The organism is Acidiferrobacter sp. SPIII_3, assembly GCF_003184265.1.
Classification (GTDB): Bacteria; Pseudomonadota; Gammaproteobacteria; order Acidiferrobacterales; family Acidiferrobacteraceae; genus Acidiferrobacter.
In genome coordinates, this window is the sequence record NZ_CP027663.1 from 2,609,754 (window position 1) to 2,624,375 (window position 14,622).

Annotated in this window: 10 protein-coding genes and 1 pseudogene; 4 read left to right on the plus strand and 7 right to left on the minus strand. The window is 63.8% G+C overall.

What is annotated here, in order from left to right; genetic code table 11:
* Positions 1-2: 2 nt before the first annotated feature.
* Positions 3-83 (minus strand): K(+)-transporting ATPase subunit F, encoded by an 81-nt coding sequence (gene kdpF / locus C4901_RS19540; protein ID WP_110137722.1) that lies wholly within the window; start codon positions 81-83, stop codon positions 3-5.
* A gap of 870 nt (positions 84-953) precedes the next feature.
* Positions 954-3,680, minus strand: a complete 2,727-nt coding sequence (locus C4901_RS13180) for an RHS repeat domain-containing protein (protein ID WP_110137723.1) — start codon at positions 3,678-3,680, stop codon at positions 954-956.
* A 284-nt stretch (positions 3,681-3,964) separates the two neighbouring features.
* Here C4901_RS13180 and C4901_RS13185 point away from each other — a divergent pair, with 284 nt between their 5' ends.
* The 3 genes and pseudogenes from C4901_RS13185 (at position 3,965) to C4901_RS13200 (ending at position 7,918) form a co-directional block, all read left to right on the plus strand.
* Positions 3,965-5,551, plus strand: a complete 1,587-nt coding sequence (locus C4901_RS13185) for a secretin N-terminal domain-containing protein (RefSeq protein WP_110137724.1) — start codon at positions 3,965-3,967, stop codon at positions 5,549-5,551.
* 109 nt (positions 5,552-5,660) lie between these two features.
* Positions 5,661-6,876, plus strand: a pseudogene (locus C4901_RS13195) (IS110 family transposase).
* 349 nt (positions 6,877-7,225) lie between these two features.
* Positions 7,226-7,918: a type II secretion system protein GspD gene (locus C4901_RS13200; RefSeq protein WP_168185728.1), complete on the plus strand. Its 693-nt coding sequence runs from the start codon at positions 7,226-7,228 to the stop codon at positions 7,916-7,918.
* 684 nt (positions 7,919-8,602) lie between these two features.
* Here C4901_RS13200 and C4901_RS13210 read toward each other — a convergent pair.
* Complete coding sequence (locus C4901_RS13210; RefSeq protein ID WP_110136456.1) at positions 8,603-9,700, minus strand: IS110 family transposase; 1,098 nt, start codon at positions 9,698-9,700, stop codon at positions 8,603-8,605.
* Positions 9,701-10,078: 378 nt separating this feature from the next.
* Between C4901_RS13210 and C4901_RS13215 the strand changes: the two genes are divergently transcribed.
* Positions 10,079-10,861, plus strand: coding sequence for a GspE/PulE family protein (locus C4901_RS13215; protein WP_110137729.1), 783 nt, complete (start codon positions 10,079-10,081; stop codon positions 10,859-10,861).
* Here the strand turns inward: C4901_RS13215 and C4901_RS13220 are convergent.
* The 4 genes from C4901_RS13220 to C4901_RS13235 form a co-directional block, all read right to left on the minus strand.
* A complete protein-coding gene (locus C4901_RS13220) occupies positions 10,858-12,171 on the minus strand; it encodes an IS66 family transposase (protein WP_168185729.1) in 1,314 nt (437 codons plus the stop codon). The genes C4901_RS13215 and C4901_RS13220 overlap by 4 nt on opposite strands.
* Positions 12,168-13,484, minus strand: coding sequence for a Druantia anti-phage system protein DruA (locus C4901_RS13225; RefSeq protein ID WP_205736014.1), 1,317 nt, complete (start codon positions 13,482-13,484; stop codon positions 12,168-12,170). The genes C4901_RS13220 and C4901_RS13225 overlap by 4 nt, the downstream gene beginning before the upstream one ends.
* 202 nt (positions 13,485-13,686) lie before the next feature.
* Positions 13,687-14,121 (minus strand): IS66 family insertion sequence element accessory protein TnpB, encoded by a 435-nt coding sequence (tnpB, locus tag C4901_RS13230; protein WP_168185730.1) that lies wholly within the window; start codon positions 14,119-14,121, stop codon positions 13,687-13,689.
* A 61-nt stretch (positions 14,122-14,182) separates the two neighbouring features.
* Positions 14,183-14,539, minus strand: coding sequence for a hypothetical protein (locus tag C4901_RS13235; RefSeq protein WP_110137733.1), 357 nt, complete (start codon positions 14,537-14,539; stop codon positions 14,183-14,185).
* Between the last annotated feature and the right edge of the window lie 83 nt (positions 14,540-14,622).

Below are 14,622 nucleotides of genomic sequence, written 5' to 3' on the forward strand. Positions count from 1 at the left end.
CCTCAGAACCGTTCCGGATACAGGATCGCATACACCAGATAGGCCGCCACCGCGACGATGAGCGCAAGCAGCACATCCATCATCGGTTGCCCCCTTCACGGGCCCGGATGACGGATTCGGAAAACCGCACAAGACCCCAAAGGAGCCCATAGACGGCCACGAACAATCCCCCCATGATCCAAAACAACGTCGCACCCCTCTCGTTCCCATCCCGAAAACCTGACACGGCCCACGCTCGGGATCAGTGGGACAATGGACCCGCATGCCCTTGAGGGACGGTGTTCGGGGCCCGATAAGCGGCAAAATCTACCACGAACCGGCGAACGGTCCTAGAGGCTGACCCTCCAACTCGCGGGACTTCGCCATTCATGACACCAAGTCCCTGAACGTCGAGCCATCGTCCGCACGCGATAGCATAGGCATCGCCGACCACAGGGCCGGTAGCGCGCACGATCGTGGCGACCTCCACAAAAACGCTCGGAAACAGTGATCCCCGATGGTCGTGCATCAATATTGCTGGCAATGTGCTCCGCATCCTCGCCGATGGTCTACGCCCCCACACGCACACCCATTGACGGACGGCACGGCGGACCAGCGCAGACGCCGCGCCTTCGCGGACCCTCAGAAACCATAGTGCACGCCAATCTTCGGCCGCTGGATGATGACGTGGCAATGCTCGACATGGGTGGCGAGGTCCGCGTCTCCCCGTGATCTCATCTAAGGCGTTGGTATGGTAGAAAAAGCTCGCAGCTGGCCGCGCGCGATCGTGTTCAGGATGGCCTGTAAACGATCGTCTTGGGTCGGCGTCGGTGAACGTCCGGCCATTGGCGGTGATGAGCTCATTGGCGGCATTGTAGTAGCCGGTGAATGGGCGCCGGCTATTGTGCACCGCCAGGAGATTATTGGCGGCATCGTAGGTATAGCGGGTCCGGCCGAAGAGATGGCCAACTGCTTCAGGGGAGAACGCGCTCGTCGCTACGCCCCGCCTCCTTACAAACCTTCGCTATATCCCGCATAGTGTGCACCCATAAACGAATGCCCGGTGCAATTTTTCGTGCACCGTAACGGCCCTGTAGCCATTGCCATGCAAGGGCACTCCGAGCGACGAGACTGCCATTGGCAGCCGCTTGCTCGTAGTAAGCCAGGGCGCCTTGCGGGAAGTATTGGGCGGTCAATGTTCCGGAGGGCGTGAAGGCCGCACAGATCGTGATCCCGCACCAGAGGGTGTCGGTGGTGACCGGGGCGGCCTGTCCGGCGTGCGTGATGGTGGCCACCCGCTCGTCGAGACCATTGTAGGCGAAGGTTGTGATCGTCCCGGTGCCGTCGCGGACCGCTACCAGCCGATAGGCTGCGTCCCAGGTGTAGGTGCGGGCGCCATCGTTTGTGAGCTCGCCATCGGCGTTGTAGGTCAGCGTCCGACCGCTGGCGGCGATAAGCTCATTGGCGGCATTGTAGTAGCCGGTGAATGGGCGCCGGCTGTTGTGCACCGCCAGGAGATTATTGGCGGCATCGTAGGTATAGCGGGTCCGGCCGAAGAGATTGCCGGTGGTGCCCACAAGGCGCTGGTCCGCATCATAGGTAAGACTCGCGACACCCAAGAATGCGCCGACGGGGCCTCCGTAACCGGGACCAGGACCGAGCGACCGGCCCTCGTGTTCTTCCCCCTCTCCCCCGAACAGGGCATCCGTGGGGTGGTCCACCGGGGCAAAGAGACGAAAGCCCGCGGAGTCGCCCTCATTGCGATCACGGGGGCGTGGCGATCGACCACCGCCGGGGATCACCGGACGGGCCTGTATCCGGGTGATCTCATCTAAGGCGTTGGTGCGGTAGGAAAAGCTCGTGGGCGGCTGACCGCGCGCGACCGTGTTCAGGATGGCCTGTAAACGATCGTCGTGGGTCGGCGACAAATAGCGGTAACGGATCGCCACCGGACTTCCCGCGAGGCGCTGGCTTGTGACCAGGGCCGTTTGGCCCAGGTAGCCGTAGGTAAAGGCCCCGAGGGCGTTTGTGTCACCGGTGAGACGACCCAAGGCGTCATAGCCGAAGGTTTGCATTTGCCCATTAATGGACTGATGGATGAGATCATCGTTCGCATCGTAGGCGTACCGGATCGTGGCCTGCGGGAGCGGGGTCTGGACGGTCGTGAGACGCAACGCACCAGGGGCGCCAACGGAGCCATAGGCGTAGTGCGTGGTGCCCGTGCCATCGGTCATCGCAATGAGGTGTGGAAAGCTCGCCCCATAGGTGAAGATGACGCCTGGCGTGGGAACCTGCGCATGGAGGTACTGGAGGCTTGCGAGCTTGCCCCCCAGGGTATAACCGTAGGCCGTAGTCTGCCCCAATGGATCCGTGACACCCTGGAGGCGCCCGGCGCCCGTCCCATAGGTCCAGGTGGTGACGTGTTGCAGCGGTCCCGTGCGGCCTATGACCCGCTCCTCGATATCCCGCATCCAGTCCGTGGTATGGCCGTCGGGATCCGTGATCGCGATCACCTTCTCATCGGCGTTGCGCGTCAAGGTCGTGACCGCCCCGGTGGGATTTGTGATCGAGATGAGGCGGCCATCCGCGTCATAGCCATAGCGTGTGATCTGGTTCAGGCGGTTTTTCACGGCCACGACATTCAGATTTTGATAGGTATAGGTACGCGTCGTACCGTCGGGGTAGGTAATGCCGGTCAGCCGGTTCAGGGCATCGTAGGTGTAGCGCACCGTGGTGCCGCCGGCATTGGTATAGGAGGCCACCCGCCCCTCGGAGTCGTAGGTGAATCGGGCCTGCGGTTGGCCATTCGCATTGACGATGGTCGAGAGGTAGCCGGACGCGTCATAGACGTAGCGGGTGGTCTCGCCCAACGGATTGGTCTTGCTCGTCAGCTGGCCGGCGGCATTGTAGGTGTAGGTGGTGGTCTCACCCGCCGCGTTGGTCGTGGTCAAAGGCTCGTGCTGAGCATTGTAGGTCGCGCGCGCCACCACGACCGGGCCTTGCGGGGTCTGCTGACTGACCGTGATCGGATCGATGCCATTGGCCGCGTAGGAAATGAAGGTCGTGTGGCCGTCGGGACCCACCCGTTCGATCACATGTCCGGTCGCATTGCGCGCAAGCGTCGTGAGATCGGTCTTTCCGTCACCCAGCTGCACGCCGATCGCCGAGGGCTTGTCGAGCGTCCCGACCCCGCCCACCCAGAACTGGTTGGGGTAGCTGTACCAAAGCCAGTTCTGCAAGGGATGCTTGATGCTTTCCAGCACACGGGACGTGAGCCCGACCTGCGAGTGCAGCCAGTGATAGATCGTGGCCTTGGTAAAGTCGCTCGGGGCTTGGGCATAAACGTCCGGGTTCCAGACGTAGGTGTCCCGGTCGTTCATGTTGGATGTAAAGAGCGCCATGCCGGCCGGCGAATGGGCATCGTAAAACGGGATGCTGCTCACCCCCTGGATGTACTCCATCTTCTCGGTATGCCCAAGGGGATCTGTGACTGTGAGCAGGCGCATATCACCGACGATGGCGCTTTGGAAATGAGTGGTACCGTACGGAGTGGTGAGGCCGGTAATAGTCGTCCCCGTGCCGCTATAGGTGTAGCGCGACGTCATCCCCAGGGGATCGGTCGTACTCGTAAGCCTGCCCTCACCGTCATAGGTGAGGGTCGCCGTGCGCCCGAAGGGGTCGGTGACACTCGTGACCTGCAAAGGATACTGGGGATCGGCATAGCGGAAGGTCGTGACCTGCCCCAGGGGGTCTGTAATCGACGTGAGCCGAAACTGGCTATCGGGGGTGCTTCCATACGCCCATGATGCCGCAGCGCTGCAGGCTTGTCCAGTGACCGAGGTTAAGTTGTTCTATAGGGACGGGAATCTTCTGAGGACAAATTCGCCCTGGCCCTGTGCCTGACGCACCTTGCGATTGGTCACGAGCGAAGCGCGGCCGTGGGCCTTCGTCTGGCCCTTATCCTTCCCTTCTTCAGGACGTCGCCATGAGGCCCGTTTCCAGACGACCGCACCGCTTCGCTCGCGCCTCCCTGCTCATAAGCATCCTGCTCGTCTCAACCCGGGTCATGGCAAGCCCAGGCGGGCAAACCACCGCTGCGCTGGCCCCGCCGCTCGCATCGAAGCGCACATCGCGCGCACCAGCACCGCTTGTCATCGACTTCAATAACGCCGATATCCATCGGGTATTGGACCTTCTTTTGCGAAAAGTCCTCGGCTACACCTATGTGGTCTCGCCCAATGTCGCGGGGCGGGTCAATCTCCAGGCGAGCGCGCCGCTCGCCAAGACGCAAATCCGCCATCTCGTGAATCTCATCATGGCCATGAACCACCTGCGACTGGTGCGCCGGGATCAGATGTGGGTGGTGGAACGGGCCCTGCCCGCCGTCCCAGGCATCCCTGAACGTTTCGGTCCCCGCTACCGTCTCGAGATCCTTGCGCTCGGTAACGTCCCGGCGAGCGCCATGGAAGCGGCTTTGCACCCCTTGCTGACCCCCAACATCCGCCTGCGCGTGGGTCCGGGTGATCGTACGCTCCTGCTTTATGGGGTCAGCCGTCGTGTCGTTGCCTTGACGCAAGCCGCTCGCCGTATCGTGGCCCATTATGCCCAGGGGCTCATCTTTCGCCTGGTGCACCCGCGCTTTATCGCGATCCGCGCGCTTCTGCCGGAACTGCTCGCGATCCGCAAGGCTCAGGAGACCTTGGGTGAACGGTTTTTGCCAGGCGCCGTACCGTTGCCTCTACCAAGCCAGCGTGCGCTTCTCGTGGTCGCCGCGGACCACGCAAGCCTCCAACAGATGCTCCACTGGATCGCCGTGCTCGACACGCGCGGGGCAACGTCGGGACGGGGCGACATCCACATCTACAACGTCCGCAACGGCGATGCCGCCACCATAGCCTCGGTGCTCGGTCACCTTCTGCATATCCCGATCGCGCAAGTGGCCGCATCGACCCCGCAAACCATGCCGCTCAGCACCCTGGGGGCCTCGTTAGGGGCGGCCGGAACGCTCGGGGAAACGTCTTCTGGTGTCACGGGCCTCGCGCTCCCGAGAAGCCTCACTTTAGGGGCATCCCGCCCCCCAGACACCCAACAAACGGTGCTTCCCGGCCAAAGAACACCATCCGATCATGATATTGCGGTTGTGGCCGACGAGGCCGATAACGCGCTCGTGATTCGCGCCCCGGAACGGGTCTACCTGGAACTGCGTTCGATACTGGCGCGCCTCGATACACCGCCCCGACAGGTCCTCATCCAGGCGATGATTGCCGACGTCACGCTGAACAAGAACCTGCAATACGGCATCGAATACTTTTTTCGTAATCAGGGCACCGCTTTTCATGGCGGCCCGTATACCGGTGTCGGCGCCGTAAACTCCACCATGAGCGCCCTGACCAATCCACCGGCGCTCGGTGTCGCCGCGGGCTTGAGTTACGGCGTATTCGGGCCGGCTGGTGGTTTGCGAGGTCTCTTTCAGGCGCTCGCTAGCCGCACGCACGTCCATATCCTTTCCACGCCGCAGATCCTGTGCACGAGCAACCATACCGCAGCCATCCAGGTAGACATCATGTATTGACCTGCCCGGCCTCAAGCGACGTGGGTTAAGCTTACGGCCGGGTAAACCACCATCAACTCAGAGCCACCATTGAGGGGGGCAGGTCATGACAAAGTTTAGCAGGCAGGTCATGACAAAGTTTAGCAAGTACGTGGGGCTGGATACACATAAAGACACGATCGCGGTGGCCATCGCCGAGGCCGGCCAGAGTAAGCCCCGCTATTACGGGGAGATCGCCAATACCCCGGAGGCGGTAGCCAAGCTCGTGAAGAAACTGAGCCCCCAGGGGGAGGTCCTGTCGTTCTGCTATGAGGCCGGTCCGTGCGGTTATGGGATCTATCGCCAGCTGACCCATCTGGACCCCGGAGGCGGTAGCCAAGCTCGTGAAGAAACTGAGCCCCCAGGGGGAGGTCCTGTCGTTCTGCTATGAGGCCGGTCCGTGCGGTTATGGGATCTATCGCCAGCTGACCCATCTGGGCCACGACTGCGTGGTGGTGGCGCCCTCGCTGATTCCCGTAAAACCCGGGGATCGGGTGAAGACCGACCGCCGGGACAGCGAATCGCTCGCCCGCTTGCATCGCGCCGGCGAGCTCACCGCCGTGTGGGTCCCGGGCCCGGAGCAAGAGGCGGTGCGCGATCTCACCCGCGCCCGCGAAGACACCAAGGCCCTGGAGCGCCAGGCCAAGCAGCGTCTGTCGGCCTTCCTCCTGCGCCATGGCCGCCTCTATGCCGCGGGCAAGACGAAGTGGACGAAGGCCCATGGTGAGTGGCTCATGACCCTCACGTTCGAGGCCCCGTCCCAGCAGATCGTCTTCCAGGAATACGTGGACATCGTGGCCCATCTCGCCGGTCGGGTGGCGGCGCTGGAAGAGGAAATGGTGCGGGTCCTGGACACCTTCTCGCTCGCGCCCGTGGTGCGCGCGCTCATGGCGCTGCGCGGGGTGTCGCTCATCACGGCGCTCACCGTGGTGGCCGAGATCGGCGATCTCACCCGATTCACATCGCCCCGCCAATTAATGGCGTATCTCGGGCTCGTCCCGAGCGAATCCTCCAGCGGCGCCACCACCCGCCGCGGTGGCATCACGAAGACCGGCAACGGGCACGTCCGGCGGGTCCTGACCGAGGCCGCCTGGTGCTACCGCTTCCCGGCCCGCAAGACCGCCCACTTGCAGCGAAGGGCTGGGGACACCAGCGATCCCGTGCAGGCCATCGCCTGGAAGGCCCAGAAGCGCCTCTGTGGCCGCTATCAGCACCTGCTCCGGGCTGGCAAGATCAAGGTGCAGGTGTGCACGGCCATCGCCCGCGAGCTCACGGGCTTCCTGTGGGCCATCGCGTGCACCGTCTAGGCGGAGGCTCGGTAACATGCCGCGAATATAATATTTCGAGTGATCGTGAAATCATCTATTGAACCATAACCAGGAAAAGTGAGTCTTTGGATCAAGGCATGAGAGGCCGGTGGGAGAATCCTCGATCTCCCTATGAGGCGCAGACACACACCTGCGACCCTCGATGATAGAGCGAGGCAGCTCCACGACGAAGCGAAGTCAGGCGGTACCCAACCCGCGTATATCAGAGTGATCGACCGTCGTTAACAGCCGCTCGTGCCTTGACTCAAGGACTTACGAATCCAAGGAGAGAAAAGATAGAAGAAAACCATGCCGCTAGTTGACAGGTCAAAACATATCAGGGAACCAGGTGCCGGTCCCGGTCGCGAGTCTTACTACCACGACAAGCTCGGCAACGGGCCTGGCCACCGCCAATACGATTCAATACCAAAGCACGGGCGTCCTCCTTGGCGTGACTCCGCGCATCAACGCCGACGGGCGGGTCACCATGAAGATCTATCAGGAGGTGAGCAGCGTCCAGGGAACGACGGCCGTGGCCAATATCCAGGCGCCGACCTTCGCGACGCGCACCGCGCAGACTACCTTCACGGTGAAGAACGGCAGTACGGCCGTGATCGGGGGCCTCATCTCGACTGCCACCAATCACGATCGCATCGGCGTACCCCTGCTCATGGATATCCCGTTTCTCGGCGATCTCTTCTCGACCGTGGATACGACCCATCAGAAAGAGGAGCTTTTACTTCTCATCACACCGCATGTCGTCTCCGACCCCGGGACGCTTGCGCGTCTCAGCGGGCGTCTGCGCCATCAGATGGCGCTCCTCAGGCGCTTGATCCAGCACCCGGGACACGCGACTGCGCCCGGCCACCCCTCTCGCCCAATCAGGCCCGTCCCGACGATCCGCCCATCCGTCTCCGCAAGCCCCGCGGAATGGATCGTGCCGGCGGGCGGCGGCTTCTTTGACACACTACCGATCGACCGGCCTCTCGACACCCCCTCGGCACGGCGCGGCGCGCAGACAGCGAGCCGAGGAGGCGAATGATGGGAGCAATGGAGGGGCGCTTGCGTTTCCAGGCCATCGTCAACCGATTTCGCTGCGGTGCGGACCATCCCGCGCCGGCATGGCCCCCCGGTTGGCGCGCCCTCCTCTGGCAGACTGTCCAGCGCTTGGGCATCGTCGGCCTCGTTCTCGCCCTGATCGCGGCCGTGCTCCCCCTGCCCTCCCCCCATAGCGCCCCCCGAGCACTGATGGAAAGGAGTACGCGGCAAGGCCCTCATCTCCTCCCGACGCGCGCAACTGCCCGCGCGGTCATATTAAAGCGCGACCCTTTTCGGGCCGACCGGACGTTTCCTCGCGTCGTCGCCTCAACGAAAGATCCCCTTCCCTGATATGTTTTGACCTGTCAACTAGCGGCATGGTTTTCTTCTATCTTTTCTCTCCTTGGATTCGTAAGTCCTTGAGTCAAGGCACGAGCGGCTGTTAACGACGGTCGATCACTCTGATATACGCGGGTTGGGTACCGCCTGACTTCGCTTCGTCGTGGAGCTGCCTCGCTCTATCATCGAGGGTCGCAGGTGTGTGTCTGCGCCTCATAGGGAGATCGAGGATTCTCCCACCGGCCTCTCATGCCTTGATCCAAAGACTCACTTTTCCTGGTTATGGTTCAATAGATGATTTCACGATCACTCGAAATATTATATTCGCGGCATGTTACCGAGCCTCCGCCTAGACGGTGCACGCGATGGCCCACAGGAAGCCCGTGAGCTCGCGGGCGATGGCCGTGCACACCTGCACCTTGATCTTGCCAGCCCGGAGCAGGTGCTGATAGCGGCCACAGAGGCGCTTCTGGGCCTTCCAGGCGATGGCCTGCACGGGATCGCTGGTGTCCCCAGCCCTTCGCTGCAAGTGGGCGGTCTTGCGGGCCGGGAAGCGGTAGCACCAGGCGGCCTCGGTCAGGACCCGCCGGACGTGCCCGTTGCCGGTCTTCGTGATGCCACCGCGGCGGGTGGTGGCGCCGCTGGAGGATTCGCTCGGGACGAGCCCGAGATACGCCATTAATTGGCGGGGCGATGTGAATCGGGTGAGATCGCCGATCTCGGCCACCACGGTGAGCGCCGTGATGAGCGACACCCCGCGCAGCGCCATGAGCGCGCGCACCACGGGCGCGAGCGAGAAGGTGTCCAGGACCCGCACCATTTCCTCTTCCAGCGCCGCCACCCGACCGGCGAGATGGGCCACGATGTCCACGTATTCCTGGAAGACGATCTGCTGGGACGGGGCCTCGAACGTGAGGGTCATGAGCCACTCACCATGGGCCTTCGTCCACTTCGTCTTGCCCGCGGCATAGAGGCGGCCATGGCGCAGGAGGAAGGCCGACAGACGCTGCTTGGCCTGGCGCTCCAGGGCCTTGGTGTCTTCGCGGGCGCGGGTGAGATCGCGCACCGCCTCTTGCTCCGGGCCCGGGACCCACACGGCGGTGAGCTCGCCGGCGCGATGCAAGCGGGCGAGCGATTCGCTGTCCCGGCGGTCGGTCTTCACCCGATCCCCGGGTTTTACGGGAATCAGCGAGGGCGCCACCACCACGCAGTCGTGGCCCAGATGGGTCAGCTGGCGATAGATCCCATAACCGCACGGACCGGCCTCATAGCAGAACGACAGGACCTCCCCCTGGGGGCTCAGTTTCTTCACGAGCTTGGCTACCGCCTCCGGGGTATTGGCGATCTCCCCGTAATAGCGGGGCTTACTCTGGCCGGCCTCGGCGATGGCCACCGCGATCGTGTCTTTATGTGTATCCAGCCCCACGTACTTGCTAAACTTTGTCATGACCTGCCCCCCTCAATGGTGGCTCTGAGTTGATGGTGGTTTACCCGGCCGTAAGCTTAACCCACGTCGCTTGAGGCCGGGCAGGTCAATACATGATGTCTATCACTGGCGACTCCTGCCTGCGCAAAGCGACCCACGCCTACAGGTGTTTGGCATTGCAGGCCCAGCCGACGCCTTGCAAGCCCTCGTTGGAACCGTGCGCCATGAGGTCTGGCGATCGGTCGGCGCGCGCGCTCATGGCTGGCGGCTCGTTGCCATCCACCCTTACCGCGTCTTGTGGCAACGAGATGGTACTTACGCAATCGCGGCGATTATCGCCGGCCACGCCCCTGCGATGCCAAGACCCCAACCCGCCGCCCTTTTTGAGGGAGACCGACGATGACCGATGTCCACTATCCTGCTGCACCGTTGATATGGGAGGGGCTTTCGCTACGCTTTCTGCGCGAGTACGCCATCGTACCGCTGACTCAGAGCGCCGCGGAAATCGTGGTGGCCATGGCCGACCCCACCGATACCACCAGTCTTGATGCATTGGCCCTGTTCACGGGACAGACGGTGCGGGCCGTGGCGGACGAGCGCGACCGGATCCTGGCGCGTCTCGATCAGCTGTATGGATCCCGGGATGCGATCCTTCACAAGAACAATCTGGCCCCCGCATCGCCGGAAACATCGGGTCACAACGGCGCGCTTGCACTCCGCGATCAGGCCTTGGATGCACCGGTCGTGGCGCGTGTCACAGCACTCCTGGCAGCCGCCGTGGAGGCTGGCGCCTCCGATATCCACCTCGAACCGCAGGAGCAGCGCCTGCTCGTTCGGCTACGCATTGATGGCGTCTTGCGCGAGCGGGAATCCCCGCCCAAGGTGATCGAACAGGGTATGATCTCGCGCCTCAAACTGCTCGCCCAAATGAACATCGCCGAGCGTCGTCTCCCGCAGGATGGGCGTTTCCAGACACGTATCCTGGGTCAGGATGTCGATGTGCGCGTCGCCACGAGTCCCGGCCTCCACGGAGAAACCCTCGTCCTTCGTGTCCTTCCGGCAGAGATGCGTAAAACGCTCGGCCACCGTGCAGATCGGCTAATCGGGGGGTTCAGGGCCGGGGTTTTGCTGGGCGAGCGTCGCCTGGTAGTTCCAGGGCATCCAGCCGTGCAGATCGGCTAATCGGGGGGTTCAGGGCCGGGGTTTTGCTGGGCGAGCGTCGCCTGGTAGTTCCAGGGCATCCAGTCGGCGGGGTTCGCGGCGACCGCGTCCCCGTGACGCTGGAGCGCCACCAGATACTCAAATGGGGCCACGTGGTTCAGTTCGGCGGTATGGATCAGGCTCATGAACGTATCGCCGACATAGGCGCCGTTGAGAGTACGGTAGAAGAGCGCATTCTTTCGGTGCAGGATGGCCTTTTTCAGAACCCTTTCGGTCACATTGTTATCGAGCGGGGCGCCCGGCACGCGCAGGAATAGCGTGAGTTCGGGCCAGCGCTTCTGCATGTAACGGATGGCGGCGCCCAGCGTCGAGTTGGGCTCGATCCGGCGCTCCTCAAACTGCGTGCGCATCCACTGCTCCAAGATCGCCATGCGCGGTGCGCTCTCGGCTTGGTGACGCAGGAGTCGCGGTTCTGGGTCGAGACCCTCGGCCTGGATGCGGGCCTCGGTCCCATAGACCTCACGCAATGTCTCCAGCACGAAGCGCGCTTCTTCTGGGAAGGTCTCGGTCAATTCGACGTACTTACGACGTGCATGAGCGAGACAAGAGGACATCACCGTGTCGAAGTCGCTGGGGGCGTTGCGTGATAGCCCGTCGCACATCTGGATGGGGGCGGGCAAATCGGCTGCACGATGCGCTAACACCGTAGCGAGATTCTCGCCGGCGTGCCGGACGCCTGTGAAGAAGAGCGCGATCTGACGACCCTCTTCGGTCGCGACGATGCCGGAGGTAAAGATCCCGGTGCGTTCGGTGTGCGCGTCGTCGGCAAGCGCCGCGGCCCGCTGCGCTTTTGTCAGCTTAAGGACCTTCATGGTCGTGTCGTCGTTGTAGAGCACCGGGGCTTGGGCCGCCTGATGCAAGAGTTCCGCGTGCGCCGGGGCCAACACGGGGACAGCCTTACGCACCAGGTCCCATTGGGTCGCGGCCGGCAACGGGATGCGCATACCCGCCTGCAAGGTCTCGATGCGGTTAAAGGGGAGGCCTGCGCCATACTTCAGCAGCCCGACCATACTGGTCGCGGTGGCATCGTATTTCTCGGGTCCCACGCCCTCCGGGGCCGGGGCGGTGGTGACCTCGCCGCACAGATGGCAGCGCAGTCGATCGCAGGCATAGACCGTGGCGCTCAAGGGCGCCATGCCGATAATACGCACCAACTGGGCGGGCTCGTTCTGTCGATAGAGTGTCCCCTCCAGGCAGTGGGGGCAGGCATCCCCGCTGTGGAGGTCGGGATGCGCCACCGTGACCTGTTCGGCCCCGGTGTACGCACTCACAGCGTTGCGGCCATGGCCGGGGGCCTTGGGTTTTGGTGAAGAGGGATCTGGTGGCAGCAAGGGCGTCGCGTCCGATCCCGCCGCCTCGGTGTCTGGCGCATGACGATCCTCGCCTGCGTTCCCCCGAGCACGGCGCGAGTCTTCTCCGTGCGAGCCCCAAAAATCATCTTGCGCAACCGTGCGAGCGAGGCATTCTTGGTTTGCAACTCGGCCTGAACCAAGGCCAGGGTATCGACGGCCGCGCGTAAGGCGGCGTGTTCTTCGGTGCTCAAGACCGCGCGCGTTCGCTCGACGATGGCGGTGATATCCGTGATCGGCACCGCAAGGCGTTGTGGCGATGCGGGCCGCGCCCGCTTCTTGTGCCCGCTCATGCCACGCCCAACAAGCGGGCGCGATAATCCCGCGTCAGCGGCAAGCCCAATACGTCTTTCACACTGCGGTTCGCCTGGTGGGTCTGATCGTCCTTGCCGCGCCCTTGGGTCTGGCCCAGGACCTGCCAGTTGGCCGCGCGGTAGCTCCCGCGTCAGCGGCAAGCCCAATACGTCTTTCACACTGCGGTTCGCCTGGTGGGTCTGATCGTCCTTGCCGCGCCCTTGGGTCTGGCCCAGGACCTGCCAGTTGGCCGCGCGGTAGCAGGTGCCGCGATAGCGGGTCGTATCGACGAAGGTCTCGGCCCAATACACCGGGTGGCCATAGGCCTCTTGCCAGGCCTGGGGGAGCGCCCGGGTCATACGGGAAAGAACGTGCGAGGCCAAGTGGGGGACCTGGACCCACGGCAGGATCAAAAAGCGCGTGTTATAGGCAATACCCGCGATGTTCTGGCGGCGCACCGCAGGCGACCAGCCGAGGAACCGGTCCCGGGGCCCCAGATGCCGGGGGGCCGAGCTCCACGCGCCGAGCGCCACCGGGCGCGCCCCGGCATAGACCATGCATTTGACGTGTTCGCCCACCGGCTGCGTGTAGCCCAGATAATGGTGGGCCTCCATCAGGCTCTTGAAGAGGGCCTCGGCGGGGGTTCGCCGGACCGACACGAGCGTAAGCGCCCCTAAGGCGCGCAAGGACCCCGTAAGCGGCGTGGTATCGATTGCCAGGGGCGCCGGGGCACCACGTGCGAGGCGCGCGCGGACACCCAAGGGATTGGGGGGTTGGCGGCGCACCGGCGGTAACGTGATGTGGCCCTCGCGCGCGAGCGCCAGCATGAGTCCCCGGCACACCATCGCGCGCAGGGCGCCATTGGCTTGGCGCCAGTCCCAGGCCTGGCAGAGCGTCGCCGACAACGCCCGCCGGCTTTGCTCGGGGTGGGCGGCGATCAAGGCACGGATGAAATGCGCGTCGGTGGTCGTGACGGCGCGGCCGCGATTCCCAGGCCTGGCAGAGCGTCGCCGACAACGCCCGCCGGCTTTGCTCGGGGTGGGCGGCGATCAAGGCACGGATGAAATGCGCGTCGGTGGTCGTGACGGCGCGGCCGCGATAGCGTAATAAGATCTCCATGGGGACAGATCTTACCGCGCGTGGTTATGGAACGCAAGCCCCCACCCCAAGCCCGGCCTCGTCCCCGCCCCGCGGGACCGCAGCCGGCGAGCGCGGCCCCCGCTTAGCGCCCACCGGGCGCCACAACGGCGGGGCGTGGGATTGCGTTGGGTCCCCCGCGCTCAGCAAGACTTGCACCTCGTGTGCTAAGGCCTCACTCACCACCCCGTCTGCAGCCTGGGGCCAATAACGAAACCGACCGCGTGACAGGCGCTTGTGACAGAGCCAGAATCCCTGGCCGTCATAGATGAGGAGTTTGATCGCCGTGTGCGAGCGGCTGCGAAAGAGAAATACCGTGCCTTGAAAGGGCTCTTCGCGCAGGACCGCCCGGCAGCGTTGCGCCAAGCCGTCGATGCCGACCCGAAAGTCCACCGATTCCACCGCCACCAGCACGCGCATGTGCGGGGTGATGGCGATCATGGCGCGCCCCAGAAGGCCGCACACAGCGGTGCGAGCTGGGTAAGCCCCGAGCCCTGCAAGCTTACCCGCATCGTCCCCCACGCGCATTCTGAATCTCCACGACACACTCAGCGATTCCTGTCCTGGCCGCGGGTGTCGATCTCGACAACGCGACAAAGGTCACAGTGTGCGGGTCGGCGGCCCTCGCGAACCCCGCGCCCTCCATGCGCTTTAGGAGCCGCGGGCCATCCACATGCAGACGCTGTGCAGTCTGTACTACCCCGTACTGCCGGGCCATCTCCACGGCCGCGGCCCATAAGGCCTTGGGGATCCGTGCGCCCCGCTGGCGGCTCTCCCGCCAGCGCTGGAAGAGCGCTCGTGTGGACTCAAACGTCTCGCCGCCCTCCGGCCCTTCCATCGTCTGCCTGGTCTCGTTCATTCGCTGCGTTCCTCATCGGTTGAAATACGCAGCGAACGTTAGCAGGGACAAAAAACCGTTTCTTGCATGCTTACCCGGCCCTT